The organism is Achromobacter xylosoxidans (assembly GCF_002192695.1).
GTDB classification, from domain to species: Bacteria; Pseudomonadota; Gammaproteobacteria; order Burkholderiales; family Burkholderiaceae_B; genus Achromobacter; species Achromobacter xylosoxidans_C.
The window spans coordinates 106,219-132,442 of sequence record NZ_MTLG01000002.1 but is presented as its reverse complement, the minus strand read 5'-3'; the positions used below and the strand labels follow the sequence as shown (position 1 = coordinate 132,442).

22 protein-coding genes are annotated in these 26,224 nt (G+C 65.8%); 15 read left to right on the top strand and 7 right to left on the bottom strand.

Annotated elements, in window-relative coordinates:
* Positions 1 to 78: 78 nt before the first annotated feature.
* Genes BRO63_RS01155 through BRO63_RS01135 form a run of 5 tightly spaced genes read left to right on the top strand, consistent with a single transcriptional unit; the run spans position 79 to position 5,500 of the window.
* On the top strand, positions 79 to 1,113 hold the full coding sequence (locus tag BRO63_RS01155) for a substrate-binding domain-containing protein (protein WP_088138148.1): 1,035 nt from the start codon (positions 79 to 81) through the stop codon (positions 1,111 to 1,113).
* On the top strand, positions 1,110 to 2,633 hold the full coding sequence (locus BRO63_RS01150; protein WP_088138147.1) for a sugar ABC transporter ATP-binding protein: 1,524 nt from the start codon (positions 1,110 to 1,112) through the stop codon (positions 2,631 to 2,633). Before BRO63_RS01155 ends, BRO63_RS01150 begins: the two co-directional genes overlap by 4 nt.
* Positions 2,630 to 3,661 (top strand): ABC transporter permease, encoded by a 1,032-nt coding sequence (locus tag BRO63_RS01145; protein WP_256943219.1) that lies wholly within the window; start codon positions 2,630 to 2,632, stop codon positions 3,659 to 3,661. Before BRO63_RS01150 ends, BRO63_RS01145 begins: the two co-directional genes overlap by 4 nt.
* Complete coding sequence (locus BRO63_RS01140) at positions 3,658 to 4,638, top strand: aldo/keto reductase (protein WP_088138146.1); 981 nt, start codon at positions 3,658 to 3,660, stop codon at positions 4,636 to 4,638. The genes BRO63_RS01145 and BRO63_RS01140 overlap by 4 nt, the downstream gene beginning before the upstream one ends.
* Positions 4,639 to 4,651: 13 nt before the next feature.
* Entirely contained in the window at positions 4,652 to 5,500 is an 849-nt protein-coding gene (locus BRO63_RS01135; protein ID WP_088138145.1) for a class I fructose-bisphosphate aldolase, read from the top strand.
* A gap of 45 nt (positions 5,501 to 5,545) precedes the next feature.
* Here the strand turns inward: BRO63_RS01135 and fdx are convergent, their stop codons facing one another.
* The 3 genes from fdx to BRO63_RS01120 all read right to left on the bottom strand — a co-directional run bounded on the left by fdx (position 5,546) and on the right by BRO63_RS01120 (position 7,494).
* Positions 5,546 to 5,884, bottom strand: a complete 339-nt coding sequence (gene fdx, locus BRO63_RS01130; protein ID WP_088138144.1) for an ISC system 2Fe-2S type ferredoxin — start codon at positions 5,882 to 5,884, stop codon at positions 5,546 to 5,548.
* 16 nt (positions 5,885 to 5,900) lie between these two features.
* Positions 5,901 to 6,380: a Cu(I)-responsive transcriptional regulator gene (gene cueR, locus BRO63_RS01125; protein WP_088138143.1), complete on the bottom strand. Its 480-nt coding sequence runs from the start codon at positions 6,378 to 6,380 to the stop codon at positions 5,901 to 5,903.
* A 109-nt stretch (positions 6,381 to 6,489) separates the two neighbouring features.
* Entirely contained in the window at positions 6,490 to 7,494 is a 1,005-nt protein-coding gene (locus BRO63_RS01120) for a 2Fe-2S iron-sulfur cluster-binding protein (protein ID WP_088138142.1), read from the bottom strand.
* A 425-nt stretch (positions 7,495 to 7,919) separates the two neighbouring features.
* On the opposite strand from BRO63_RS01120, the gene BRO63_RS01115 reads away from it, so the two are divergent.
* Genes BRO63_RS01115 through BRO63_RS01105 form a run of 3 tightly spaced genes read left to right on the top strand, consistent with a single transcriptional unit; the run spans position 7,920 to position 13,650 of the window.
* Entirely contained in the window at positions 7,920 to 8,984 is a 1,065-nt protein-coding gene (locus BRO63_RS01115) for an efflux RND transporter periplasmic adaptor subunit (RefSeq protein ID WP_306425662.1), read from the top strand.
* A complete protein-coding gene (locus BRO63_RS01110) occupies positions 8,981 to 12,157 on the top strand; it encodes an efflux RND transporter permease subunit (protein ID WP_088138141.1) in 3,177 nt (1,058 codons plus the stop codon). The genes BRO63_RS01115 and BRO63_RS01110 overlap by 4 nt, the downstream gene beginning before the upstream one ends.
* Before the next feature lie 20 nt (positions 12,158 to 12,177).
* On the top strand, positions 12,178 to 13,650 hold the full coding sequence (locus BRO63_RS01105) for an efflux transporter outer membrane subunit (protein ID WP_088138140.1): 1,473 nt from the start codon (positions 12,178 to 12,180) through the stop codon (positions 13,648 to 13,650).
* A 67-nt stretch (positions 13,651 to 13,717) separates the two neighbouring features.
* Here BRO63_RS01105 and BRO63_RS01100 read toward each other — a convergent pair whose 3' ends face one another.
* Positions 13,718 to 14,221, bottom strand: coding sequence for a ClbS/DfsB family four-helix bundle protein (locus tag BRO63_RS01100; RefSeq protein WP_088138139.1), 504 nt, complete (start codon positions 14,219 to 14,221; stop codon positions 13,718 to 13,720).
* 275 nt (positions 14,222 to 14,496) lie between these two features.
* On the opposite strand from BRO63_RS01100, the gene BRO63_RS01090 reads away from it, so the two are divergent.
* Positions 14,497 to 16,326, top strand: coding sequence for an ATP-binding response regulator (locus BRO63_RS01090; RefSeq protein ID WP_088138137.1), 1,830 nt, complete (start codon positions 14,497 to 14,499; stop codon positions 16,324 to 16,326).
* Positions 16,323 to 16,958, top strand: a complete 636-nt coding sequence (locus BRO63_RS01085) for a response regulator transcription factor (protein WP_088138136.1) — start codon at positions 16,323 to 16,325, stop codon at positions 16,956 to 16,958. Before BRO63_RS01090 ends, BRO63_RS01085 begins: the two co-directional genes overlap by 4 nt.
* Here BRO63_RS01085 and BRO63_RS01080 read toward each other — a convergent pair.
* The 3 genes from BRO63_RS01080 to BRO63_RS34120 all read right to left on the bottom strand — a co-directional run bounded on the left by BRO63_RS01080 (position 16,897) and on the right by BRO63_RS34120 (position 20,634).
* Positions 16,897 to 19,074, bottom strand: coding sequence for a peptidase domain-containing ABC transporter (locus BRO63_RS01080; RefSeq protein ID WP_256943218.1), 2,178 nt, complete (start codon positions 19,072 to 19,074; stop codon positions 16,897 to 16,899). The two genes, BRO63_RS01085 and BRO63_RS01080, sit on opposite strands and share 62 nt — an antisense overlap.
* Positions 19,071 to 20,318, bottom strand: coding sequence for an HlyD family secretion protein (locus BRO63_RS01075; RefSeq protein WP_088138134.1), 1,248 nt, complete (start codon positions 20,316 to 20,318; stop codon positions 19,071 to 19,073). The genes BRO63_RS01080 and BRO63_RS01075 overlap by 4 nt, the downstream gene beginning before the upstream one ends.
* A 139-nt stretch (positions 20,319 to 20,457) precedes the next feature.
* On the bottom strand, positions 20,458 to 20,634 hold the full coding sequence (locus tag BRO63_RS34120; RefSeq protein WP_179215010.1) for a hypothetical protein: 177 nt from the start codon (positions 20,632 to 20,634) through the stop codon (positions 20,458 to 20,460).
* A 393-nt stretch (positions 20,635 to 21,027) separates the two neighbouring features.
* On the opposite strand from BRO63_RS34120, the gene BRO63_RS33865 reads away from it, so the two are divergent.
* The 5 genes from BRO63_RS33865 to BRO63_RS01055 all read left to right on the top strand — a co-directional run bounded on the left by BRO63_RS33865 (position 21,028) and on the right by BRO63_RS01055 (position 26,213).
* A complete protein-coding gene (locus BRO63_RS33865; RefSeq protein WP_143219436.1) occupies positions 21,028 to 21,207 on the top strand; it encodes a hypothetical protein in 180 nt (59 codons plus the stop codon).
* A 183-nt stretch (positions 21,208 to 21,390) separates the two neighbouring features.
* Positions 21,391 to 22,302 carry a non-homologous end joining protein Ku gene (gene ku / locus BRO63_RS01070; RefSeq protein WP_088138176.1) on the top strand — a complete coding sequence of 304 codons (912 nt, stop codon included), beginning with the start codon at positions 21,391 to 21,393 and terminating at the stop codon, positions 22,300 to 22,302.
* A gap of 2 nt (positions 22,303 to 22,304) precedes the next feature.
* The gene (gene ligD, locus BRO63_RS01065; protein WP_088138133.1) at positions 22,305 to 24,833 is read left to right on the top strand and encodes a DNA ligase D; all 2,529 of its coding nucleotides are present in this window, start codon (positions 22,305 to 22,307) and stop codon (positions 24,831 to 24,833) included.
* Between the two features lie 135 nt (positions 24,834 to 24,968).
* Positions 24,969 to 25,448, top strand: a complete 480-nt coding sequence (locus tag BRO63_RS01060) for a carboxymuconolactone decarboxylase family protein (protein ID WP_088138132.1) — start codon at positions 24,969 to 24,971, stop codon at positions 25,446 to 25,448.
* Between the two features lie 9 nt (positions 25,449 to 25,457).
* A complete protein-coding gene (locus tag BRO63_RS01055) occupies positions 25,458 to 26,213 on the top strand; it encodes an SDR family oxidoreductase (protein WP_088138131.1) in 756 nt (251 codons plus the stop codon).
* Positions 26,214 to 26,224 lie beyond the last annotated feature (11 nt).

Here is a 26,224-nt window from a genome sequence, read left to right as displayed (position 1 = left end):
GATTCGACCAAAACAGGTTGAACAACAGGCGCCGAGGACTGCAGGGTTCTTGGATCGATGCGAAAAAAGGAGCGGAACATGAGACGAGATTTCTTGAAGACCGTAGCGGCGGCGGGCGCCGGCCTGGCGAGCGCCAACGCCTTTGCGCAGAACACCCCGCAGGCCCCCGGGCTGCGCGGCAACGCGAGCGACGTCTACGTGATGAACGTGATGGTGTCCGGGGTGGAGTACTGGTTTCCTGTCTACGAAATGATGAAGCAGCTGGGCCATTCGCTTGGCGTGCGCACCCGCTATTCGGGCACGCCCGAATACGACGTCAACAAGCAGCTGGCCTCGTTCGAACAAGAACTGGCGCGCAAGCCGGCCGGCATCCTGCTGCATCCCATGAACCCCGACCCCTTCATCGAACCCATCAACCGCGCCGCGGCCATGGGCATCCCGGTGGTGACCTTCGCGGCCGACTCTCCCAATTCCAAGCGCGTGTCCTTTGTCACCTCGGACAACGACCGCGAAGGCGCGCAGGCCGCCGACGCCATCGCGGCCGCGCTCAATGGCAAGGGTGAATACGCGGTGCTGGAAAACCCCGGCCAGGACAACCATGACCGCCGCGTGGCCGCTTTCATCAACCGCATGAAGACCCAGCATCCCGGCATGAAGCTGGTGGGCCGCGCGGCCAGCAACCAGGACCCGAACAAGGCCTACCAGGCCACGCTGAGCCTGGCGCAGGCCAACCCCGGCCTGGGCGCCCTGTTCATGCCCGAAGCCAACTCGGCGCTGGGCGCGGCGCAGGCCTCCATCGAAACCAAGAAGAACATCAAGGTCCTGTGCTGCGACGTGAACGCCAAGATCCTGGACATGATCAAGTCGGGCGAGGTCTTTGGCTCCGTCAACCCGAACCAGGGCGTGCAGGGCTATATGGGCATGATGCTGCTGTTCCTGGCGCGCAACCAGCAACTGATCGACCCGATGAACGACGCCAAGCGCAATGGCACCAACCCCATGGCCGTGCCATTCCTGGACAACGGCCTGTCCATCGTCAGCAAGGCGAACGCCGACGACTTCTATTGGGACAAGTACCTGGCGCGTCGCGGCACCAAGGGCATCAACGAATGAAGGCGCCCGCAGCGCTGCTGGAACTGCAAGGCATCAGCAAGCAGTTCGGCGCGTCCAAAGCCCTGGCCGACGTGCGCTTCACGCTGCGCCGGGGCGAAATCCATGCCTTGTGCGGCGAAAACGGCGCCGGCAAGTCGACGCTGATGAAGATCATCGACGGCATCCACCAGCCCGACAGCGGCGACATCTACCTGGAAGGCGAGCGCGTGGTCATCAACGGGCCGGCCCATGCGATGCGCCTGGGCATCGGCCTGGTCCACCAGGAAATCTCGCTGTGCGGCGACGCGACCGTGGCCGAGAACATCTTCATGCCCATGATCAGCGCCGGCGCGCAGACCTGGATGGATTACGCCGGCCTGCAAGAGCGCGCCGCGGCCGTGCTGCGGCGGCTGGGCCAGGACATCGACCCGGGCTTGCGGGTGGATGCGCTGGGCATATCCAGCCAGCAGCTGGTCGAGATCGCCCGCGCCTTGACGCTAGACTGCAAGGTGCTGATCCTGGACGAACCCACCGCCGCGCTGACCGAAGTCGAGTCCGTGGCGCTGTTCCGCGTCTTGCACGACCTCAAGGCCCAAGGCATCGGCATTGTCTACATCAGCCACCGCATGGCCGAGATCTTCGAGCACTGCGACCGCGTCACGGTGCTGCGTGACGGCCGCGACGTGCGCAGCGCCGATATTGCGGCACTCTCCCCGGACGCACTGGTGCGCTGCATGGTGGGGCGCGATCTGGGCAACTATTATCCGCCCCGGCAGGCGGCTGGCGATGCGCCGGCCGAGACCCTGCTGGAAGTGGAAGACCTCGCCGATGGCGCCACGGTCCACGGCATCTCGTTCAAGCTGCGCCGGGGTGAAATCCTGGGCATCTCCGGCCTGATGGGCGCGGGCCGCAGCGAGCTGGCCGAAACCGTGTGCGGCCTGCGGCGCGCGCGGCGAGGCGCCGTGCGGCTGCGGGGCCAGCCCCTGCGGCTGCGCCGCTATGCCGACGCCCTGCGCCACGGCATCGCCTACCTGAGCGAAGACCGCAAGGCCGCCGGCCTGTTCCTGGACATGCCGATCGAGCAGAACGTGTCGTCCATGGCGCTGGGCCGCATCAGCTCGCGTTTCGGCCTGCTCAAACGCACAGCGGAACGCAACCTGGCGGTTGAGCTGGGCGCCCGGCTCAGGCTCAAGTCGGACGGCGTGGCCATCGACGCCAGTTGCCTGTCGGGCGGCAACCAGCAGAAGGTGGCCATCGCCAAACTGCTGGCGACCCGTCCCTCGGTGCTGCTGATGGATGAACCGACGCGCGGCGTGGACGTCGGCGCCAAATCCGAGATCCATCACCTTCTGCGCGACCTGGCCAACCAGGGCGTGGGCGTGGTGGTGATCTCGTCCGAGCTGCCCGAGATCATCGGCCTGTGTGACCGGGCCCTGGTCATACGCAACGGCAGGCTCGCCGGCGAATTGGCGGCAAGCGAGATGACGGAAGAAAAATTGCTGCGGCTGGCCTCGGGCCTGACCGCCGAGGAGGCGACATGACGAGCGACCTGAAAACCCAGCCGGCGGCGCAAGCGGTCCTGATACCACCTGCCGCCGGTCTGCCGACAGGTCCCCGCCCGGGACGCCGGCTGGGCAGCTTCCGCGAAGCGGGGCTGCTGCTGATCATTGCCGCGCTGTGCGTCGTCATGAGCTTCGCGTCGCCGCATTTCCTGACTTGGGAAAACGTGCGCGCCATGCTGCTGTCGTTTTCCATCGAAGGCATCGTGGTGGTCGGCATGACCATCCTGGTCATTGTCGGCGGCATCGATCTGTCGGTGGGCTCGGTGGTCTGCCTGGCCATGGTCATCACCGGCAAGCTGTTCCTGCTGGGATTGGACCCATGGACCGCCAGCCTGGCCGCGATCGCCGTCTGCACGATGGTGGGCGCGCTCATAGGCGGCTGCGTCACCCGCATCGGCCTCAGCCATTTCATCGCGTCGCTGGCGTTCATGGTGATCGTGCGCGGCCTGTGCCTGGCCATCACCCAGGGCACGCCGCAATCGCTGTTCTCCCTGCCGCCGCAGTTCAAGTTCATCGGGCAGGGAGCCATCGCGGGCATTCCCGCCGTCATCCTGATCTTCGCCGCCATCGTCGTCGTCAGCGACTTCGCGTTGCGCCGCGCCTCCTTGCTGCGCAAGGTGTTCTACACCGGCAGCAATGAAAAGGCGGCGCTCTATGCCGGCATCCGCACCGGCCGCGTGAAGTTCTGGGTCACCGTGCTGTGCTCGACCCTGGCCGGCGTCGCGGGGGTGGTCTACACGGCCCGCTTCGGCGCCGCCACGCCCAATTTCGGCGTGGGCATGGAGCTCAACGTCATCGCGGCGGTGGTGATCGGCGGCGCCAGCCTCAAGGGCGGCTCGGGCACCGTGCTGGGCGCGGTGCTGGGCCTGGCCCTGCTGTCGGTCGTCACCAGCTCGCTGATCCTGCTGGACGTGTCGCCCTACTGGCAGGACGTCGTCAAGGGGCTGATCCTGCTGGCCGCGGTCACCGTCGACCATCTCATGAACGTCAAAAAGGTTTCCCGATGAAGACTACAACGCTGGGCATGTCCGGCATCGCCTGCGAATCCGTCGGCCTGGGCACCTGGGCCATGGGCGGCTGGATGTGGGGCGGCGGGGACGATGCGGCCGCCATTGCCGCCATCCAGGCGTCCCTGGACGCGGGCGTGCGGCTCATCGACACCGCGCCTGCCTATGGCCTGGGGCACGCCGAAAGCCTGGTCGGCCAGGCGCTCAAGGGGCGCCGCCAGCAAGCCGTCATCGCCACCAAGTGCGGACTGGTCTGGCATACCCGCCAGGGCGAGCACTTTTTCGACGAGGAGGGTCAGGCCGTGCATCGCCACCTGGGCCGCGCTTCCATCTTCCATGAAGTGGAGCAAAGCCTGGCGCGCCTGCGGACGGACTACATCGACCTCTACATCACCCACTGGCAGGACGCCGGCACGCCCGTCGCCGAGACCATGGACGCCTTGCTGGACCTGAAGCGGCAAGGCAAGATCCGCGCCATCGGCGTCAGCAACGTGGATCCCGGCACCCTGGCCGAATACCTGCGGCATGGCCAGGTCGACGCCATCCAGGAACGCTACAGCCTGATTGACCGCGAGATCGAAGCCTCGCTGATGCCGCTGTGCCGCAGCCACAACGTCGGCATCCTCGGGTACTCCTCGCTGGCGCTCGGCCTGCTGGCCGGCCCCATCGATCCGGAGCGCCGCTTTACCGGCGACGACCAGCGCGCCGGCAACCCTCGTTTCAGCGTCGCCAACCGCAGCCGCTTGCAAGGTTTCTTCGCGGAACTGGAGCCCCTGTGCCAGCGGCTGGACTGCTCGGCTTCGCAGCTGATGATTGCTTGGACCGCGCGCCCAGGCGGCGTGTCCGTGGCGCTGTGCGGCGCCCGCACCCCGCAGCAGGCCATGCAGAACGCCGGCGCCGCCGCCCTGGAACTCTCGCCTGAAGACATTGCCGCCATCGACCAGGCGGCCGGGCGCCACCTGCAAACACTGGATTGAACAAGGAATCCCCATGCTGCACAGAAAAGAAGCGCGCCTGAACCGGCTGCTGAACGGCGGCCGCTGCCTGGATATCGCCGTCGACCACGGCGTCTGCAATGAACCCAGCTTCCTGTCCGGACTGGAGGACATGCCGGCCGTGATGGAACAACTGGCCGCCGCGCGGCCCGACGCCATCCAGCTGAACTATGGCCAGGCCGACCTGCTCCAGCAACGTCCGGGCCGCGACAAGCCCGCGCTGGTCATGCGCCTGGACATGGGCAATCCCTACAACGCCACGACCCACCGCGTCATGTGGGCCGTGCTGCAGAACGAGCAGGACCCGGTGCTGCCTGCGGTCCAGATGGACGCGGCCTGCGTGGTGGTCAACCTGTTCATGCTGCCGGACGAACCCGACCTGTTCCGCCAATGCGTCGCCAACATCGCGCGAGTGCGCGCGGACTGCGACCGCTACGGCATGCCGCTGATGATCGAGCCCCTGGTCATGGCGCCGCACTCCGCGCGCGGCGGCTATATGGTCGATGGCGACGCCGAGAAGATCGTCACGCTGGTCAGGCTGGCGCGCGAAATGGGCGCCGATATCGTCAAGGCCGACCCCACCACCGCCACACGCGATTTCCACCGCGTGGTGCAGGCGGCGCGCTGCCCGGTGCTGGTGCGCGGCGGCGGCCGGGAAGACCTGCGCCAGGTCTTCGAGCGGTCGCGCGAGTTGCTGGATGAAGGCGCCGTGGGGCTGGTGTACGGCCGCAATGTCTACCAGCATGCCGATCCGTCGTCCGTGGTGCGGGCGCTGATGGCCATGATCCATGACGACGCCAGCGCCGGGCTGGCGTGGGACATGTATGAGGCGGGCGGCCGATAGGACGCGAGGCTCATTGGCCGAAATCCCCGACACCCCAGCCAGATCCTAGTGCTCCTCCTTGGCATGGTTGACCGTGTACTTGGGAATGGCGACGGTAAGGTCTTCCTCCGCCACGATCGCCTGACAGCTCAGGCGGGACTGCGCTTCCAGCCCCCAGGCGCGGTCGAGCAGGTCGTCCTCGGACTCGTTCGCTTCGTTCAAGGATTCGAAACCCTTGCGCACGATGCAGTGGCAGGTGGTGCAGGCGGCACTCATGTCGCAAGCATGTTCTATTTCAATACCATTGGCCAGCAAGGCCGCGCAGATCGTGATGCCGGCCCGCACCTCGAGCTCGGCGCCTTCGGGCGCCAGCTCGGCATGCGGGAGTACGGTAATTTTGGGCATATCTGATTCCTGGCGATCAGCAAGCTGATGCGGGTTCGTCCGACGTGCCGGCGCGACGGCGCCGCGGCACGGCGCCGGTGCGGGCGGCGGGTTCCTGCTCTTTGTCGTCCGGCTGCTCGAGCGTGTGCAGGATGGGGCAATTGGGACGATCGTCGCCCGCGCAACAGCGGATCAGCGCCTTGAGCGTTTCTGCCATCTGCCGCATGCTTTCGATGCGCCGGTCCAGTTCGGCCAGGTGTTCCTGGGCCACGTGCTTGACGTCCGCGCTTTGGCGCGACTGGTCATGCCACAGGCCCAGCAGATCCTTGGTCTCGGCGACTGAAAAGCCCAGATTGCGGGCGCGGCGGATGAAGTGCAGCCGGTGAACATCGATCCGGTTGTAGGCGCGGTAGCCGGACGAGTTCCGCTGCGCCGCGGGTATCAGGCCGATCTGCTCGTAGTAGCGGATCATCTTTGCCGACACCTTGGAGGTCTTGGATGCTTCGCCGATGTTCATGGGAGTCTCCTTGCTCAAAGGAAAGGGTAGTGGCTTGAGAGAAGACTAAGGCTTTCCAACATGGGAAGGTCAAGCGTGTCGGCGGCCGCTGGGCATCCAGCCCGGCGAGTTACTGTGGCGTAAAGAAAACGTCGGCATGCATATCCTGGGCGTCCAGCCCGCGCTCGGACGCCAGGGCCATCGCAGCTTCCACCATCGCCGGAGGGCCGGCGACATAGGCTTTCCAGCTTTTCAGGTCCGCCAGGTCTGCACTGACGGCTTGCGTGACGTGGCCGGTCCGGTATGACGTGGCTTGAGCCTCGGACAGCACCGGCACAAAACTCAGGTTGGGGTGGCGGCGCGCCAATTCCTCAAAATTCCGGACGAAGTAAAGATCCCGCTCCATGCGAGCGCCGAAGTAGACATGAATCGGTTGCCTCATGCCGTGCGCGAGCGCGGTTTCGACGATCGAATGGATGGGAGCCAATCCCGATCCTCCCGCGATGCAGAGCATCGGTCCGGGATGCTGTTCGCGTAGATGCGAGGCGCCGAGCGGGGCGCGCAGCGCGACGCGTTCGCCCGCTTTCAGCGCAGTGTGGACATGGTTCGAGGTGACGCCGCCTGGAACACGGCGGATGTGGAATTCCAGTACGGAATCGCCCGGCCTGTTGGCCATTGAGTAGCTGCGAGTTGGCGACTGCCCGAACGTGATGTCGGCATACTGCCCGGCGGCGAACGCCAATGTGTCCGTTCCGTCGGGCCGGATCCTGACGCGCCTGATGTCGTGGGTCAGTTCGTCCATGGAAACGACGGTCCCTTCCACATTCTGGATTGGCGCCGCGGCTGCTTCGTCGTCGTCCCCAAGCCAGGCCACCGCCGCATCGGTCTTCGGAACCGCGCGGCACGCCAGGATGAAGCCGCTGCGCTTTTCTTCTTCCGTCAACGCGTAGCGCGAGTGCGGCAGCATTTCCACTTCGCCTTCGATCAGGCGCGATTTGCAGCTGCCGCAGCGGCCGGAGCGGCAGCCGTGCGGATAGGCAACGCCATTTTGCAACGCTGCTTCGAGTATGGTGTGGCCGTCCGGAACCGGTAGCCGGGTTCGCGCTTGCCGGATATCCACTGTCTTGCTGCTCATTTCGAGGCTCCCTCAATGAGCGCAGCCGTGATTGCGGGCCTCGCCGTGTGGGATTGATGCTCATCGCGAGAGCGGTTCTGCATGGTTGCTCCAATTGCTTCAGATGGGTGTGGGCGGCATCAAGATGCCCTTCGCCTTTCAGATGGCGGGCCAAATCTATTCCTTCCAACGATTGCAAGGTCAATAGCCCGCGGAATCCGCCAGCGCATGCTTGACCTTCCTGTCGTTGGAATGCCTAGCCTTGCCGAATTCCTGCAGAGCGCTTCGGAAGGGCCGAAGCCCTGCTGTACAGAAGGGACATGTCGATGCGTCGAAAATTCAGAATTGCTGTCGCGGTCGGAGCCATCGCGGCGGCCGGAACCATTGCGTGGGCGGCCGGTGAATCGTCCGGAGATAAAAGCAAGCCGCCTTCCGCGACCGCGCCGATGGCGCCGCAGGTACCGGTTGCCGAGGTGATCCAGCGCGTCATCGCGCCATCGACCGACTTCACGGGATACCTGGCGGCTCCGGAGACGGTTGAACTGCGGTCGCGCGTCAGCGGCGCGGTCGATGCCGTCAGCGTTCCCGAGGGCGGCCTGGTGCGCAAAGGGCAACAGCTGTTCCAGATCGATCCGCGGCCATTCCAGGTGGCGCTCGACACGGCCACGGCGCAGCTGCGCCAGGCCGAGGCGCTGGCCAGCCAGGCCCAGGCCGATTTCGACCGCGCCCAGCGGCTGGTGGCGACCGGCGCGGTGTCGCGCAAGACCTACGACGACGCCGTGTCCGCGCGCAACGCCCGCCAGGCGGAGATCCTGGTGGCCAAGGCCGCCGTGGCGGCGGCGCGGCTCGACCTGTCCTATGCGCGCATCACGGCGCCGATATCCGGGCGTGTGGACCGGATCATGGTGACCGAAGGCAACCTGGTCAACGGCGGGGCGGCGGGCGTGGCCAATCTGCTGACCACGATCGTGTCGATCGACCCCGTCCATGTGTACTTCGACATAGACGAAGCGACCTACCTCAACGCCGTGCGACTGGCCCGGCCCGATTCCCGCAGCGGCAAGCCGTCGCTGCCGGTCGCCGTGGCGCTGGCGACGGACCAGGGCTTTCCTCATCAGGGCGCGCTCGATTTCGTGGGCAACCAGATCGACCGCGGCACCGGCACGATCCGCGCCCGCGCCGTCGTGCCGAACCCCGATGGCCTGCTGGCTCCGGGGCTGTTCGCGCGCGCCAGGCTGGCTACTGGCGCCGAGCGTGCGGCCATTCTGGTCGATGACCTGGCGGTGGGCACGGACCAAGGCAAGAACTACGTCCTGGTCGTGGGCCCGGACAATCAGGCCCAGTACCGCGTGGTCGAGCTTGGCCAGATGGCGGACGGCCTGCGCGTGATCAGTACCGGCTTGCAGGCCGGAGAGAAGATCATCATCAAAGGGCTGGTGCGTCCCGGTATGACGGTCACGCCTCGCTTGGTGCCCATGCAGCAGGTAGCCGCCGTGGAGGCCCGGCCATGAAATTTCCCCACTTCTTCATTGCCAGGCCGATCTTCGCCATCGTCCTGTCGCTGCTGATGCTGCTGGCGGGCGGCATCGCGTTCTGGCAGCTGCCGCTGAGCGAATACCCCGCCGTCACGCCGCCCACGGTACAAGTGACGGCGAGCTATCCCGGCGCCAATCCGGAAGTGATCGCCGATACGGTGGCGGCGCCGCTGGAACAGGTGATCAACGGCGTGGAAGGCATGCTGTACATGAGTTCCCAGATGGCGGTCGACGGCCAGATGGTGCTCACCATCGCGTTCAAGCAGGGCACGGACCCGGACATGGCGCAGATCCAGGTGCAGAACCGGGTCTCGCGCGCCTTGCCGCGCTTGCCGCAGGAAGTGCAGCGCATCGGGGTGGTGACGCAGAAAACCTCGCCCGACGTGTTGATGGTGGTGCACCTCGCTTCGCCGGAAAAGCGCTACGACTCGCTCTACTTGTCGAACTTCGCCATCCGGCAGGTACGCGACGAACTCGCGCGCCTGCCCGGCGTGGGCGACGTCCTGGTCTGGGGCGCCGGGGAGTATTCCATGCGCGTCTGGCTGGATCCCGCCAGCGTGGCCGCGCGCGGTCTGACCGCCAGCGACGTGGTCGCCGCCCTGCGGGAGCAGAACGTGCAGGTCGCCGCGGGGTCGGTGGGCCAGCAGCCGGATACCTCGGCGGCCTACCAGGTGACGGTCAACACGCTGGGGCGCCTGACAAGCGCGGAACAGTTCGGCGAGATCGTCGTGAAGACGGGCGCCGATGGCCAGATCACCCGGCTGCGCGACGTCGCGCGCGTGTCGTTGGGGGCGGACGCCTACACCTTGCGCAGCCTGATCAATGGCGAATCGGCGCCTGCCCTGCAGATTATCCAGAGTCCCGGCGCCAACGCCATCGACGTCTCCAACGCGGTCCGAGCCAGGATGCAGGAGTTGCAGCAGGGCTTCCCGCAGGATGTGGAGTACCGGATCGCCTATGACCCCACGGTCTTCGTGCGCGCCTCGTTGCAATCGGTGGCGGTCACGCTGCTGGAGGCCATCCTCCTGGTCGTCATCGTGGTGGTGCTGTTCCTGCAGACCTGGCGAGCGTCCATCATTCCCCTGGTGGCCGTGCCCGTGTCGTTGGTGGGAACCTTCGCGCTGATGCACATGTTCGGCTTTTCGCTCAACACCTTGTCACTGTTCGGCCTGGTGCTGTCGATCGGCATCGTGGTGGACGACGCCATCGTGGTGGTTGAAAACGTCGAGCGGCACATGGCCCTGGGTGAATCCCCCCGGCAGGCCGCGATCAAGGCCATGGATGAGGTGACCGGGCCAATCATTGCGATCACCTCGGTGCTGGCGGCAGTCTTCATTCCCTCGGCTTTCCTGTCCGGGCTGCAAGGCGAGTTCTATCGCCAGTTCGCGCTGACCATCGCCATTTCGACCATACTCTCCGCCATCAATTCCCTCACGCTGTCGCCGGCGCTTGCGGCCATCCTGCTGAAACCGCATCAGGATACGGCCAAGGCCGACTGGCTCACGCGTCTCATGGGCAAGACTTTGGGCGGGTTTTTCCGGCGCTTCAATGTCTTCTTCGACGGCGCCTCGAATGCCTACGTCGGAACGGTGCGCCGGGCGGTGCGCGGCAGCGCCATCGTGCTGCTGCTGTACGCCGGCTTCGTCGGCCTGACCTGGCTGGGCTTTCACCAGGTGCCGAACGGCTTCGTGCCGGCCCAGGACAAGTACTTCCTGGTGGGCATCGCCCAGTTGCCCAGCGGCGCCTCGCTCGACCGCACAGAAGCGGTTGTGAAGCAGATGTCCGAGATCGCGCTGGCCGAACCCGGCGTGGAAAGCGTGGTTGCCTTCCCCGGGCTTTCGGTCAACGGTCCGGTGAACGTGCCGAACTCCGCGCTGATGTTCGCCATGCTCAAACCCTTCGACGAACGCCAGGATCCTTCGCTTTCCGCCAACGCCATCGCCGGAAAGCTGATGGGCAAGTTCAGCCAGATTCCGGACGGGTTCGTCGGCATCTTCCCGCCGCCTCCCGTGCCGGGCCTGGGGGCCATGGGCGGCTTCAAGCTGCAGATCGAAGACCGCGCAGGATTGGGGTTCGAGGCGCTGGCGCAGGCGCAGGGGCAGATCATGGCGAAGGCCATGCAGGCGCCCGAACTGGCCAACATGCTGGCCAGTTTCCAGACCAATGCGCCGCAGTTGCAGGTGGACATCGATCGCGTGAAGGCTAAGTCGCTGGGGGTGTCGTTGACGGACGTGTTCGAGACCCTGCAAATCAATCTGGGATCGCTCTATGTCAATGACTTCAACCGTTTCGGACGCACCTACCGGGTCATGGCGCAGGCCGACGCGCCGTTCCGCATGCAGGCCGGCGACATCGGGATGCTCAAGGTGCGCAACGGCAGCGGCGAGATGATTCCCCTGAGCGCGTTTGTGACGCTGACACGCGGGTCGGGCCCGGACAGGGTCATTCGCTACAACGGTTTTCCATCGGCGGACATCAGCGGCGGTCCCGCGCCGGGATATTCCTCGGGGCAGGCGACCGATGCGATAGAGCGCATCGTGCGTGAGACGCTGCCCGAAGGCATGACCCATGCGTGGACGGACCTCGTCTACCAGGAGAAGCAGGCCGGCAATTCGGCGCTGTACATCTTCCCCCTGGCGGTGCTGCTGGCTTTCCTCATTCTTGCTGCCCAGTACAACAGCTGGTCGCTGCCGTTTGCCGTGCTGCTCATCGCGCCCATGGCCTTGCTCTCGGCGATAGGCGGCGTCTGGCTGTCCGGCGGGGACAACAACATCTTCACGCAGATCGGCTTCGTGGTGCTGGTCGGCCTGGCGGCAAAGAATGCCATCCTGATCGTGGAATTTGCCCGCAGCAAGGAAGACGAAGGGGCCGATCCGCTGACGGCGGTCCTGGAGGCGGCCCGGTTGCGCCTGCGTCCCATCCTGATGACTTCGTTCGCCTTCATCGCCGGCGTGGTGCCGCTGGTGCTTGCCACGGGCGCTGGCGCGGAGATGCGCCATGCCATGGGTATCGCCGTGTTCGCGGGGATGGTGGGAGTGACCCTGTTCGGCTTGCTGCTCACGCCGGTGTTCTACGTCGTGGTGCGCAAGCTGGCGCTGCGCCGGGAAGCCCGGCGGGTCTCAGGCCGTTCAGGCAGGCAGCACGCATGATGGCCAGGAGGAATATCCACATGAAGCACTTTTACATCCGCTCCCGGCTCGGCTCGATGCTCGCGCCGCTGACGCTGGCGGTCGCGTTGACCGGCTGTTCCCTGGCACCGAAGTACGAACGTCCTGCTGCGCCCATCGACACAGCCTATTCCTCGGATGCCCAGGACGTGCGGCAAGGTCCCGATGCGATGGCCGCGGCCGACATAGGATGGCGCGACTTCTTCCGTGATCCGCTGTTGCAGCAATTGATAGAAATCTCGCTGCTCAACAACCGGGATATGCGCCGCGCCGCGCTCAACGTCGAAGCGGCCCAGGCGCTCTACCGGATCCAGCGCGCGGCACTGCTGCCGAACCTGAGCGTCGCGGCCGGCGGCGCATCCGAGCGCATTCCGGGCGACCTCGGAGCCGCGCGGGACGGCCAGGTCGCAAAACGCTATGACGTGGCCGGCGTGACGACCGCCTGGGAGCTGGATCTCTGGGGCCGCATCCGCAGCCTCAGCGACCAGGCCTTGGCCTCGTATCTGGCGCTCGAGGAGAACCGGATCGCGACCCAGCTGAGCCTGGTGGCCGAAGTGGCCAATGCCTACCTGACGCTGCGCGCGGACCAGGAGCTGTTGCGGCTGACGGAAGATACCCTGGCCACGCAGCAGCGCTCGTACGATCTGACGGCTGACCTGGCCGCGGCCGGCCACTCGACGCAGCTCGACCTGCGCCTGGCCGAGATTACGTTGCGCAACGCAGAGGCCAACCGTTCCGCCTACACCCGCCAAGTTTCCAGGGACCGCAACGCGCTGGTGCTGCTGCTGGGGCAGCCGCTGACGCCCGTGCTGTCCAGCCAGCTGGATGCCGCGACGACGCTGCCGGACGGTATTGTTCCGCCGGATCTGCCGGCCGGACTGCCCTCCGATCTGCTGGTCCGCCGGCCTGACATACGCGCGGCAGAGCAGATGCTGCGTGGAGCGAATGCCAATATCGGCGCGGCGCGCGCGGCTTTTCTGCCGGCGATCAGCCTGACGGGCTCGGCGGGAACCGCCAGCGCCTCCCTGGATGGCTTGTTCGATTCCGGATCGCGGGCCTGGGCATTCCTGCCGCAGATCACGCTGCCCATCTTCCGGGGAGGCGCCTTGCTGGCCAATCTGGACGTGGCGCACGTAAAGAAGCGCCTGGAGATCGCCAACTACGAGCAGGCCATTCAGGTGGCATTCCGCGAGGTGGCCGATGGATTGGCGGGCAAGCGCACGCTCGACGACCAGATCCGTTCAGAGCAGTTGGCCGTGGCCGCCAGCCGCAGCGCGTACGAGCTGGCGGAGCTGCGCTTTCAGGAAGGCATGGATGACTATCTCACCTTGCTCGAGGCCTATCGCTCGCTATACGGCGCGCAGCAGATCCTGGTGCGTACCCGCCTCACGCGCTTGAACAACCTGATCGACCTGTACAAGGCGTTGGGAGGCGGGTGGTCCGAGCAGACGGTGCCGGCGCCTGCCGGAGCATAGGAACCCGCCAATTGCGTGAACCCCGGGGGAACGTTGCCAGGCCCCCGGGGCCTTGCCGTGATGCAGGCTATACCGCCTGCTTCCAGGCGCGCAGCTTCGACAAGGCGTTGGCGTAGGCCATGCCCGTGAAGATCTGGAGCTGACCGCCGAGGGTTTCGGCTCTCTCGCCCGAGGGGGCGAAGAGAGCGGCGTCCGAATGACGGGCTACGCAACCGACCACGCGCTCCTGGCCGAGTCTGGTTAGTTCGTGCAGGTTGTGAAGCGTGCAGGCGGTGAAATCGCGCCTGAACGGGCGAGCCAGGCGGCCGACCCTGTCCAGTACGGCCTCGCGGCTGTAGTAGGGGGCGCCGGCCCCCCTCGTCCCGGCTGCGGCGAGCTGCAGAATCATCGTGTTCCAAAGCATCACGTCGATCAGCACCGTTGCGGCATCGGTGTGCAGGCGCCGGGCGTGCCCCACCTCCGCCGTCTTGCGGTAAAGGCTTGCGCGTATGGTGGCCGCTTCTATGCGGAACTGTCTGTGGCGGTCGCAGATGTTGCGCAGGAGCTCTTGCCTGGATGCGGGCAGTTTCATCGGGATCCTTTCACCAAGTCGTTGCAAATAGGCCGTCGGCTCGAGCCCGACGCGTCAGAACGCCGCGGGCACGGTGCTGGCCGCAGGCGCGTGGGCATGGAGCCGGTCCGCCTGGGCCACGGCGGAAATCCTGGGGTTTTCCACGGTGGGAAGGTCAAGGCCGCCGGAAAGTTGCGCAGCGTCTGTCGAAACCACCCAATAAGACTTAAAATCCGCACACGTTTCGATCCGCGCCTGCCCAAGCGGCAGGTTCCTCGCACGTAGATCCCACTCCATTGCAGCCCGCCATCGGCCAGACTTCCGCCTCCACGCCGCCAAGTTCGTCCTATGCGGCCCGCATCCATCAGGTGCAGGTCGACGCATTGCGCCGAAGCTTTCCGTTCGCCCTGGCCGGGTCGCTGATCAGCGCCTGTTTCTCCGCGTTCGCCTTGGTCGGCGTGCTGCCCCTGCACGAGATCCTGCTGTGGCTGGGCGCCACGCTGATGGTGGGTGTGCTGCGCTGGGTCTCGGTGGTGGCGTACGACCGCCGTCGCGCGGATCCGTCGGCGGCGCAGCGTTGGGTGCGCCGCATGCTGGCCGGCAATCTTTGTTCCGGCACCCTGTGGGGATTGCCTCTGGCCTATTGGACGTTTTTTGTTCCGCTGGAGTACCAGCTGTTCTTCATCGTCATCCTGTTCGGACTGGGCACGGGCGCCATCTATTCGAACTACATGATGCTGCCGGTGATGTACGCGTTCGAGGTGCCGGCTTTCGCGCCGATGTTCATCGCGCTCGCGGCGCAGCCTTCCGCCATCCATCTGGCGCTGGTGACGGGCGGCCTGGCCTACCTGATCGCGACCCTGGCCTTCATCCATCGCATGAACCGCACCCACCTCGATGCGCTGCGGCTGGGGTATGAGAACCTGGCGCTGCTGGAACAGGTGCGCCAGGAGAAGATAGCCGCCGAACGCAGCGACCTGGAGAAGTCCCGTTTTCTGGCGGCGGCCAGCCACGACCTGCGCCAGCCCGTGCACGCGGTGAACCTGTTCCTGGGCCTGCTGGCCAACGAGCCCTTGTCGCGGCACGGCCGTTATCTGGTCGACAACATCACCAGCGCGCTGTCCGCGATGGGCCATCTGTTCGACGCCTTGCTGAATCTTTCGCGGCTGGACGCGGGCGTCATCGAGCCTCGCTTCGAGACGTTCAGGATGCAGCCGCTGCTGGACCAGCTGAATGCCGAGTATGCGCCGCAGGCCGGCGAGAAAGGCATACGGTTGTGCGTGCGTCCGTGCGCGGCCAGCGTGCGCTCGGATCCCGTGCTGCTGGAACGCATGCTGCGCAATCTGATCAGCAACGCCATCGTGCACTCCGCAGGCGGCCGCGTCCTGGTGGGGTGCCGCCGGGCCGGGAATCGCTTGCGCATCGAGGTCTGGGACAACGGCTCCGGGATTCCGAAGGCCGAGCAGGAGCGGGTCTTCTGGGAGTTCCATCAACTGGCCAATCCTGAGCGCGACCGCAGCAAGGGCCTGGGTCTGGGCCTGGCCATCGTGCGCCGCACCGCCAGGCTGCTGGGCCACGAACTGGCGCTGCGCTCGGAAGAAGGCCGCAGCACGGTTTTCACGGTCTCGGTGCCGGCTTCGGATCCCGCCGCGGCTGGTCTGTCCGTCGGCGATGCCGGCGTGAGGCTGCCCCAGGGGCCCGCAACCGAAGACAGCCTGCGCGGCAAGCTGGCGCTGCTGGTGGATGACGATGCGCAGAACCTGGCGGGCCTGTCCATGCTGTTCGAAAGTTGGGGCTGCCGCGTCATCGCCGCGACCAGCGGCAATGCGCTGCTCGAGCGCGTGCTGCCGCTGGCGGAAACGCCTGCCCTGATCGTCACGGATTACCGGCTGCGCGAACACGAGACCGGCATCCACGTGATCGAAAGGCTGCGCGAGGAATACAACGATCCCGATCTGCCTGCCTTGCTGGTCAGTGGCGACACTGACCCGGCGCGGCTGACCGAGGCCGCGGCCCGCGGCGTTCCGCTCTTGCACAAGCCGGTGCAGGTCCAGGCCCTGCGCGAACGCGTGACCAACCTGCTGCACGCCAAAGCGGCAGCGTCCCTTGCTGGAGATGCCGAATGACGGCAGTGTTATTGGTTGACGACCACGCCATGTTTCGCGAAGCGCTGGTCATGGCGCTGGGCCAGACCGTCCCTGGCCTGACGATCCACCCCGCAGCCGGTGGCCAGGAGGCGCTGGAGGTGTTGGAGCTGCATGCGGCGATCCAGCATGTGATCATGGATTTCTATTTGCCGGACATGGCCGGCGCCGACCTGCTCAAGCGCTTGCGTCAGCGCCGCGGACAGCTGCGCGTCCTGGTGCTGTCGGCCTCGCAGGACCCCGAGGACAGGCGCCGCGCGCTCGAGGCCGGCGCGCAGGGCTTCCTGAACAAGTCCGCCAGCTGCCAGGAGCTGGCCGCCGCGCTGGAAGCGGTCAGCGGGGCGCCGCCGCCGCAGCGCAGCGCGTCCTTGTCCCTGTCCGCAGGCGGACAGGACGAGGCGGCCTTGCTGCGTGCGTTGACGCCACGCCAGAGCGAAGTGCTGAGCCTGATGTGCGACGGGCTGCGCAACAAGGAAATCTCGGAACGGCTGAACATGACCGAGAAGACCGTCAAGACACATGTGTCCGCCATCCTGGGCACCCTGGGCGTGCTCAATCGTACGCAGGCGACGCTAGTGGCGCGGCGCGGCGGCGTGTTCGGGAAGCCGGTCTAGGCAACTGCCCGCTGTCGCTGGCCACTTTGCCGGCGACGAGCGAGATCTCGCGTCCGGCCGCTGCAATCGTGTCGGGCCGGTGCGCCACGATCACGCGCGTCATGTCGAGCCTGGCGATTGCCGTGTTGACGATCCGTTCGCGTTCCAGGTCCAGATGGCTGGTGGCTTCGTCCAGGAACAGGATGGCGGGCTGCTTGTACAAAGCCCGCGCCAGCAGCACGCGCTGCTTCTGGCCGCCGGACAGCACCGTGCCCATGTCTCCCACCAGCGTGTTGTAGCCCATGGGCATGGCGCAGATGTCGTCGTGGATCGCGGCGATCGCTGCGCAGCGGCTCGCGCGGTCGGCGTCGTATTGCGGATCGAAGAAGCTGATGTTCTCGCCGATGGATCCGGCGAACAGCACGTCGTCCTGCAGTACCGTGCCGGCGATACGGCGCAGGGACGACGCGCCGGCTCCCCGCGCCGGCACGCCGTCGATCAACACTTCGCCGTCGCTGGGCGCCAGGATCCCCAGCAGGATGTTGATCAAGGTTGTCTTGCCGCCGCCAGAGGGGCCGGTGATCGCGATGGATTCGCCGGGTTCGATCCTGAAGCTGACGCCGTCCAGCACATAGGGTTCCTGAGGTCCATAGCGGAAGCGCAGATTGCGGACTTCGATCACGGGCGAGCGCGCGTGCCCGTCCTGCATGCGCGGCGCCTCGTCGGCCGGTTCGGGGGTTTCGCGCACGATGTCGGCCAGGCGCTCGCCTTGCAGCCGCAGCATCTTCACCTCCACCAGCTTGTCCAGCAGCGCCGCCACGCGCTGGTCGAACAAGGTCTTGTAGACGATGAACGCCAGCAGCGCGCCCACGGTGAACTGGCCTTCCAGCACCAGCCTCGCGCCCAGCCAGAGTATGGCGATGGAGGACAGGCCGAACAGCAGGCCGTTGTAGGTGCGGAAGAACAGCGTCCACTTCTGCACGCGCAGATCGGCGTTGATCTCGTTGACCAACAGCGACAGCCAGCGGGAACGCCGGTCGTCCTGATGCTGGAACAGCTTGATTGCCTTGACGCCGCGCACGGTTTCCAGGAAATGCGATTGCTCCTTGGCGGCGTGCACGATGTGTTCTTCGGTGGCGTAGTGCAGCGGCGCATAGCCGAACCAGCGGGCCAGCCCATACAACGCCATGGCGCCCACCGCTATCCATGCCAGGGGCGGGCTGTACAGGAACATCAGCACCAGCGTGATCAGCATGACCAGGCCGTCCAGCACCGCCTCCAGGAACGAGGTCGTCACGGTGCGCTGTATGGCGTCGATGGCGCCGAAGCGCGACACCACGTCGCCCAGGTGCCGTTTCTCGAAGTACGCCACCGGCAGGCGCAGCAGATGCGTGAAGACGTTGGTGCGCCATTGCAGGTTCAGCGTGGTTCCCATGACCATCAGCATCCAGCTGCGCGCCACCGAAGTCAGCTGCTTCATGATCATCAACAGCCCGAAGGCCAGCGCCAGGGTGGTCAGCAGATCGCGGTCGCCGGTGTTCAACACGTGGTCCACCACCCATTGCAGGAAGAATGGCTGGACCACGGTGAGGACTTCCAGCGCCAGCGCCAGCAGCAGTACCTGCGAGAACGCGCCGCCCAGGCCGGAAACCTTGCCGGTCAGCTCGCGCAGCCGCACGCGCTTGTTGTCCCGGGCTTCCTGGAAATCGGGCGTGGGCCAGAGTTCCAGCGCGACGCCGGTGAACGACGCGGACAGCTCGCCGATGGAGCATTTGCGGGTGCCGGACGCGGGATCGATCAGCGTGGCCGAACGCCCGTTGATGGCGGTCAGCACCACGAAATGATTGAACTCCCAATGCAGGATGCAGGGCAGCTTCAGCTTGCTCAAGGCGCCCAGGCTGACTTTGACCGGCCGCGATGCGAGCCCCAGCTGGCTGGCGACATGGATCAAGGTGGCCAGCGTCGCGCCCTTGAGCGACACGGGAAAGCGGCCGCGCAGGGTGGCCAGGCTTTGCTCATGGCCGTGATAGCCCGCGATCATGCCCACGCAGGCCAGGCCGCATTCGGCGGCTTCGGTCTGCAGCAGCCTGGGCACGCGCCGTTTGACCCCCAGCGTCAGGCGTTCGAGCATGTTCATAGTTTCCCCGACAGGCGGTAGGCGGGATCGAACGCCCATTGGTACAGGCGGCGCGTCTGCTGCAGGATGTCCGCCTCCAGCCGCATGCCGGGCCGCAGTGCCAGCGTCTGGCCCTGCGGTCCGCGCGCGGGCGTGTCCAGCGACACCGTGATCCGGTACAGGTCTTCGTGGGCGCCGCCGTTGGCGGCGGCTTCATTCAATTGCCATTCGGGCAGGGCGCTGCGCGTCACCGTCTGGACCACGCCCTCCTGCTGCCCGAAGGTCTGATACGGATAGGCCGCGAAGCGCATGAGCACCCGGTCGCCGGGCGCGACGAAGCCCACCGCGCGGCTGGGCGCCAGCAGTTCGGCCTGCAGGCGGGCGCCGTCGGGCACGATGGTGGCCAACGGCCGCTTGTTGTCGACGGCCTGGCCCGCGGCGGCGGTTACGGCGGTCGCGACGCCCGCCTGGGGCGCGGTGATGACGACGCGGCGCCTGGCTTCGCTGCGGCTGAGGTCCACGGCTATGTCCGCCATGTCCCGGTCCAGCTGGGCCAGCTGGTTCTGTTGCCGCAACGCCAGGTCCGCCAGCGCGGCCTGGCGGTTGGACAGGTCCATGGCCAGGCCGATGCGGTCGCGCAGCAGCGCTTGCAGCTGATTGCGCTGTTCCAGCAGTTCGGCGCGCTTCTGGTCGGCCTCCTCGGCGGAAAGATAGCCTTTTTCCATCAGGCCGTGATAGCGGCGCGCGCTGTCTTCGGCCAATTTGATGCGGGCGCGCTGCCCCTCGATCTGGCTGTCCATGGCGGCCAGCTGCGCCTTCAGGCTGGCGACTGCCGTGGCCTGGTTGTCGTGTTCGCCCTGCTGCAGCAATAGCGTCTTCTGGCGCGCCAGCCGCAGGCTTTCCTCGCGCTGCCGGATCTGGCCGCTGATCGCCTCCTGGGTGTCACCCAGGGCGCTTTGTTGGTCGCCGGATACCACGTAGAGCACCTCGCCTGCGGCGACATGCTGGCCTTCCCGGACCCGACGTTCGAGCACGATGCCGGCCTGCGGCACGTATAGCTTGATGAGCCCGGTGTCGGGCGCCAGCTGGCCGCTCACGGTTGCGCGCTTGGTGTACGAGCCGAACGCAAGAAACAGGCAGACGGCCAGCACGAAGCCCGCCAGCACGGCGGTGACCAATGCGAACGACACTGGCCGGATCAGGACGATATCGCCCAGCCCGACCGAGCGTTGTGCGGCAAGCGCTTGTTTGCGATAGAGCGTCACGGCGTTGGAGGCAGCGCAGGAAAGCGTGGTGAGAAAAGGCCGGCCGGCACGGGAAAAAAGCCGCGGCGAACGCGCCGCCGCGCTATGAAATCGGATGCCAGTCTGGGCATCCGTCCGATGCGGCCAGGATCCCTACTGACTACTTCGGCATGTAAAGCGTCTTGCCGGCGACCAGGCTGTTTTTCTGGGGGGCAAAGGTGATGCTGGTACGGTTCGGTCCCCAGCCACCGCTGACCACCTGGGTTTCCTCGGCGCTCAAGGGTCTGATCTGTTGTTCCGAGTCGTGCCGCTGATCGGGCTGTTCAGTTTTTTCCATCTCTATCTCCTGCTGCGTGCTGACGAAGGAAGCCGCGCCAGCGTCGGCCGAGCATCGCCCGAAACGAGGCGCCCGTCGCGATGCGCTGCAAACGGGAAGCCAAGCTCCCAAACACTGGCATGCTCGGGGCGGACAGTAGCAGTGCACCGGTACAGGCGCATCGGTCTTTAGTCGTAGGGACGGAAATTCGCCATTCTGGCCGGCGCGGCCTCGCGCCTACGACCAAAGACCGATTCGGCGCCGCAGGTCCACTGCTACTGTCCGCGTCGAGCCGTTCAACGGCCGGTGCGTCGGTGTTCCTGTCCGCGGGACCATGGGCTGACGCCGTCCGTCCGCTGACGCTTGGCCGACGCTGGCGCGGCTTCCTTCGTCAGCACACAGCAGGAGAACGGCATGAAGAAAACGGAGCAACCGAACCGGCAGCAGGCTGCCGGGGATCAGATCCGCCCCTTGAGCGCCGAGGAAACCCACGCAGTCAGCGGCGGCGCAAACGGCAAGAAACCGGCGATTCCCGGGCCGCAAGGCGGGCGCGTAAATTCCACGTCTGTAACCAAGGCAAGCTTCTATCGTTGAACGCGGGATCGGGCGGCATGGTTCCCAGCCATGCCGCTCTGAGGCCATAATCCAGAGACAACTGGACGGGCGCGACCGAGGCCTCGGGCACGGAATTTGCTGCACAGCGTTCCCCCGCCGGAACCCTGGCGGCTCGTTTGGGCCCGCAGGCGAGGCCGCGTGCCCATCACTGGGAGAATGCTCATGGCCACGCGAACCATCTGGAAAGGCGCGATCACCTTCGGCCTGGTTCATATCCCCGTTGGCCTGCATACGGCCACGACGGAATCGGGCGTGGATTTCGACTGGCTGGACCGTAGGTCGATGGACCCTGTCGGCTACAAGCGCATCAACAAGCGCACGGGCAAGGAGATCGAATCCAAGGACATCGTCAAAGGGGTCGAGTACGAGGACGGCCAGTACGTCATCATCTCGTCCGATGAAATCGCAGCGGCCTATCCGCGCACGACCCAGACCATCGAAATCCAGCAATTCGTCGAGGCGGCCGAAGTCTCGTTCGTCTATCTGGAACGCCCCTACTATGTCGCGCCGATCAACAAGGGGCAGAAGGTCTACGCGTTGCTGCGCGACACGCTGGTGAAAAGCGGCAAGATCGGCATCGCGAAGGTCGTGATACAGACCAAGCAGCATCTGGCGGCATTGATTCCGATGGGCGACGCGCTGGTCCTGAACCTGATGCGTTGGGGCGACGACGTGAAATCCGTGGAGGATCTGGATCTACCCAAGGCCGGCGCCAAGAGCATGTCGCCCAGCGCGGCCGAATTGAAGATGGCCAAGATGCTGGTGGACGAGATGTCGGCGCAGTGGGACCCGGCCGATTACCAGGACGAATTCAAGGCGGCCATCATGGGGCTGGTGGAAAAGAAGGTAAAGGCGGGCAAGACGGAAACCGTGGTCGAGCCGCAGGAGGAAGCGCCGGCGTATGCGGATAACGTGATCGATCTGACCGAGCTGCTGCAGCGCAGCCTGCGAGGCGGAGAGTCCAAGGGGCGTGCCAAGCCCGCGAAGAAAGCCGCGCCGCGTAGCTCCGCGGTGAAGAAGGCGCCCGCGAAGAAGGCCGCCAAGAGCGCCAGGCAGGCGAAAAAGGCGGCGTAGCGATGGCGGACAGTCTGAAAAAATACCGCGAGAAGCGCAATTTCGCCGTCACGCCGGAACCGGCGGAAGGCGGCGAGTCAGGCGGCGCCGGCCTGGTGTTCGTCATGCAAAAGCACTGGGCCAGCCGTCTGCACTATGACTTCCGCCTGGAACTGGATGGCGCGATGAAAAGCTGGGCGGTGCCGAAAGGGCCGTCGTTCGATCCCTCCGTCAAGCGCATGGCGGTGCAGGTCGAAGACCATCCCATCGCGTACAACCAGTTCGAAGGCACCATCCCAAAGGGGCAATATGGGGCCGGCAAGGTGATCATCTGGGACGAGGGGCGCTGGACGCCCATAGGCGATCCGCGCAAGGGATACAAGACAGGCCATCTGAAGTTCACGCTCGAAGGCGTGAAGCTGCGCGGGCGCTGGGCGCTGATCCGCATGAAGGGCAAAGAGAGCGAGCGCCAGCCGCCCTGGCTGCTGATCAAGGAAAACGACGAGTACGCGCGGCCAGACCAGGATTTCAGCGTCGTGGATGAGATGCCGGACAGCGTGGTGCCGCTGCGGACGAAGAAGAAGGCGGCTGCGCGCAGCAAACCGCAAGCCCGCGCCGCTGCGAAAGCCGCAGAAGCCGTCACGGCCTTGCCGGGCAAGGCCGCTGCCTTGCCTGCATCGCTCAAGCCGCAGCTGGCTACCCTGGTCGAGGGCGTGCCACGGGGCGCGGACGACTGGTCCTACGAAATGAAGTTCGATGGCTACCGGATCCTGGCCAGGCTGGAGGAGGGTCGAGCGAAGCTGTACACGCGCAACGGCCACGATTGGACAGCCAAAATGCCGCGGTTGGCCCAGGAGCTGGCGGCATTGCAGATCGCCAATGCCTGGATCGATGGCGAGATCGTGGTGCTGACGCCCGAAGGCGTGCCCAGCTTCCAGGCCTTGCAGAACGCCTTCGATGCCGCGAGCACGGCGGATATAGTCTTGTATGCCTTTGACCTGCCCTACGTCACGGGGCGCGATTTGCGCGACGAGCCGCTCAGGCTGCGGCGGGATCTGCTGCGGCGGATCATCGCCACGAGCAAGGGCAAGCATCTGAAGTTCAGCGAGGCCTTCGAAAAGTCGCCAGCAGACCTGGTCGCTTCGGCCTGCAAGCTGGGCCTGGAGGGAATCATCGGCAAGCGCCTGTCCGCGCCCTATGTGTCGCGCCGCACGGACGACTGGATCAAGCTCAAGTGCACCAAACGCCAGGAGTTCGTCATCGTGGGCTACACCGAGCCCAAGGGCAGCCGCAAGGGCTTTGGCGCGCTGCTGCTGGCGGTGCATGAGCCGGGCGGCGGGCTGCGCTACGCCGGCAACGTGGGCACGGGTTTCGACGACAGGACGCTGCAGGACCTGCATCGCAAGCTGGCCAGCATCGAACAAAAAGCTAGCGCGTTGACCCAAGGCAAGCCGCGCGCCCTCAAGCAGGTCCACTGGGTCCAGCCTACGCTGGTGGGTGAGGTTTCGTTCGGCGAATGGACTGGCGACGGCCATGTGCGCCATTCGACCTTCCGCGGGCTGCGAACCGACAAATCACCCAAGAAGATCACGCGCGAGGTTGCCATGCCGGCTGAGAAGATATCCACCCGCGAACGCCCCGCCAAGGCCATGAAACAGGGCGCTGCTACGCCTCCGAAGGGGATGAGGCTGTCCAACCCCGACCGCGTCATCGATCCCTCTTCGGGAGCGACCAAGCTCGACCTGGCGCGCTATTACGGGTTGGTGGCGCCTCTGATGATGCCGCACCTGCGCGGCCGCCCGGTTTCGTTCGTCAGGGCGCCCGCGGGGATCCAGGGCCAGCACTTCTTCCAGCGGCATTCGGAATCCCCCATCCCGGGGGTGCTGGCGCTGCCTGAACGCCTGTATCCCGAACATCCGCCGCTCATGGAAATCTCGAACGAAGCAGCGATACTCGCTGCCGCCCAGCTGAACGTGGTCGAGTTCCATACCTGGAATGCGATCAAGACCTCGATCACCAAGCCGGACCGGATGCTGTTCGACCTGGACCCCGGAGTAGGGGTGGATTGGCCGGCGGTGCAGCAGGGCGCGGAACTGGTGCGCGTGCTGCTGCAGGAGCTCGGCCTGCGCGGCTGGCTGAAGACCAGCGGCGGCAAGGGCCTGCATGTGGTCGTGCCGATCCGCAAGCAGTACGGCTGGGACGCCGTGAAGGACTTTTCCGAAGCCATGGTGCGCCATCTGGCGCAAACGCTGCCGAAGCTGTTCGTCGCCAAGAGCGGGCCCAAGAACCGCGTGGGCAAAATATTCGCCGATTACCTGCGCAACGGTTTCGGCGCCACCACGGTGGCGGCCTGGTCGGCCCGCGCCCGGCCCGGCCTGGGCGTGTCCGTACCCGTCCGCTGGGACGAACTGGACGGGCTGAAAGGCTCGACGCAATGGACCATCGCCAACATCCACACCCGCCTGGATGCGGGCAACGAGCCTTGGGACGATTACGCGCCCCAGGCCATCGGCCGGGCCATGAAACAACTCGGGGTCGAACCGAAATCCTGAACCTGAACATGGCCGTCAGCGCGCGCTGACGATTGTTGCCGCCGCGGCAACATCATGGTCCCCTCCGCGGGCCTACTGCCGTTTTGCGGGCAGACCTACGATTTGGCCGTCGTTCAACCCATCGAAGGAGTCACCATGAGTCAACGCCTGAATGCCTTTGCGCAATCGCCCGAACTGTTCAAGAAATTCGTCGAGTTCGGCATGCTCCTGAAGTCCGGGGCGATCGAACAATCGATCCTGCGCCTGGTCGAAATCCGCGCCTCCCAGATCAACGGCTGCGGCTTCTGCCTGGACATGCATGTGAAGGATGCCAAGATCCACGGCGAAGGCGAACTGCGCCTGCATCATGTGGCGATCTGGCGCGAATCCGGCGAGTTCTCGCCGCGCGAGCGTGCCTGCCTGGCCTGGACCGAAGCGCTGACCACGCTGGGCGCGCAGGGCGTGCCGGACGAGATCTATGAACGTGTCCGCACGCAACTGTCCGAAAAGGAAATCTCGGACCTCAGCTTCGCCGTCATGGCGATCAATGGCTGGAACCGCCTGAATGTGGGTTTCCGCACCGTGCCCGGTTCGGCCGACAAGGCATATGGCCTGGATAAGGCCAAGTTCAACTAAGGAACCATCATGAAAATCCTGGTTATTGGCGGCACGGGCCTGATAGGCTCCAAACTTGTCAAACTGCTGGTCGAGCGCGGCCATCAGGCGATTGCCGCGTCCCCCGCCACCGGCGTCAACACCATGACCGGCGAGGGCCTGGACGCCGCGCTCGCCGGCGTCGATACGGTGGTCGATGTCGCCAACTCGCCATCGTTCGAAGACCGGGCCGTGCTGGAGTTCTTCCAGACCTCGGGGCGCAATCTGCTGGCCGCGGAGGCGCGCGCCGGCGTGCGCCATCACGTCGCGCTGTCGGTGGTCGGCACGCAACGTCTGGCCGAAAGCGGCTACTTCCGCGGCAAGATCGCGCAGGAAGCGCTGATCGTGGCTGCTGGAATCCCGTACACCATCGTGCATAGCACCCAGTTCTTCGAATTCCTGGGCGGTATCGTGCAGTCGGGGACCGAAGGGGCGGAAGTGCGGCTGTCGCCGGCCTACGTCCAGCCCATTGCGTCGGACGACGTCGCCCTGGCCATGGCCGATGCGACGCTGGCGCCGCCGGTGAACGGCATCGTGGAAATCGCCGGCCCCGAGCGGGTGCGCCTGGCCGAGCTGGCGCAGCGCTACATGGCCAGGATCGGCGACACGCGCAGCGTGCAGGCAGACGCCGGCGCGCGCTATTTCGGCGCGCTGCTCGACGACGACACGCTGGTTCCGGGCGCGGGCCCACGCCTGGGCCAGATCGACTTCGAAACCTGGTTCAGCCGTTCGGGCGCAAGAAAGTAGCGGCGGATACA

What these genes read in the sequence shown, in the direction of transcription:
- cueR (WP_088138143.1), bottom strand. Translation starts at nt 6,380, where the DNA reads ATGAACATCGGCGAAGCATCCAAGACCTCCAAGGTGTCGGCAAAGATG.
- ligD (WP_088138133.1), top strand. Translation starts at nt 22,305, where the DNA reads ATGGCGGACAGTCTGAAAAAATACCGCGAGAAGCGCAATTTCGCCGTC.
- BRO63_RS01060 (WP_088138132.1), top strand. Translation starts at nt 24,969, where the DNA reads ATGAGTCAACGCCTGAATGCCTTTGCGCAATCGCCCGAACTGTTCAAG.
- BRO63_RS01085 (WP_088138136.1), top strand. Translation starts at nt 16,323, where the DNA reads ATGACGGCAGTGTTATTGGTTGACGACCACGCCATGTTTCGCGAAGCG.
- BRO63_RS01135 (WP_088138145.1), top strand. Translation starts at nt 4,652, where the DNA reads ATGCTGCACAGAAAAGAAGCGCGCCTGAACCGGCTGCTGAACGGCGGC.
- BRO63_RS01120 (WP_088138142.1), bottom strand. Translation starts at nt 7,494, where the DNA reads ATGAGCAGCAAGACAGTGGATATCCGGCAAGCGCGAACCCGGCTACCG.
- BRO63_RS01055 (WP_088138131.1), top strand. Translation starts at nt 25,458, where the DNA reads ATGAAAATCCTGGTTATTGGCGGCACGGGCCTGATAGGCTCCAAACTT.
- BRO63_RS34120 (WP_179215010.1), bottom strand. Translation starts at nt 20,634, where the DNA reads ATGGAAAAAACTGAACAGCCCGATCAGCGGCACGACTCGGAACAACAG.
- BRO63_RS01115 (WP_306425662.1), top strand. Translation starts at nt 7,920, where the DNA reads ATGGCGCCGCAGGTACCGGTTGCCGAGGTGATCCAGCGCGTCATCGCG.
- ku (WP_088138176.1), top strand. Translation starts at nt 21,391, where the DNA reads ATGGCCACGCGAACCATCTGGAAAGGCGCGATCACCTTCGGCCTGGTT.
- BRO63_RS01145 (WP_256943219.1), top strand. Translation starts at nt 2,630, where the DNA reads ATGACGAGCGACCTGAAAACCCAGCCGGCGGCGCAAGCGGTCCTGATA.
- BRO63_RS01105 (WP_088138140.1), top strand. Translation starts at nt 12,178, where the DNA reads ATGAAGCACTTTTACATCCGCTCCCGGCTCGGCTCGATGCTCGCGCCG.
- fdx (WP_088138144.1), bottom strand. Translation starts at nt 5,884, where the DNA reads ATGCCCAAAATTACCGTACTCCCGCATGCCGAGCTGGCGCCCGAAGGC.
- BRO63_RS01150 (WP_088138147.1), top strand. Translation starts at nt 1,110, where the DNA reads ATGAAGGCGCCCGCAGCGCTGCTGGAACTGCAAGGCATCAGCAAGCAG.
- BRO63_RS01140 (WP_088138146.1), top strand. Translation starts at nt 3,658, where the DNA reads ATGAAGACTACAACGCTGGGCATGTCCGGCATCGCCTGCGAATCCGTC.
- BRO63_RS33865 (WP_143219436.1), top strand. Translation starts at nt 21,028, where the DNA reads ATGAAGAAAACGGAGCAACCGAACCGGCAGCAGGCTGCCGGGGATCAG.
- BRO63_RS01100 (WP_088138139.1), bottom strand. Translation starts at nt 14,221, where the DNA reads ATGAAACTGCCCGCATCCAGGCAAGAGCTCCTGCGCAACATCTGCGAC.
- BRO63_RS01080 (WP_256943218.1), bottom strand. Translation starts at nt 19,074, where the DNA reads ATGAACATGCTCGAACGCCTGACGCTGGGGGTCAAACGGCGCGTGCCC.
- BRO63_RS01155 (WP_088138148.1), top strand. Translation starts at nt 79, where the DNA reads ATGAGACGAGATTTCTTGAAGACCGTAGCGGCGGCGGGCGCCGGCCTG.
- BRO63_RS01110 (WP_088138141.1), top strand. Translation starts at nt 8,981, where the DNA reads ATGAAATTTCCCCACTTCTTCATTGCCAGGCCGATCTTCGCCATCGTC.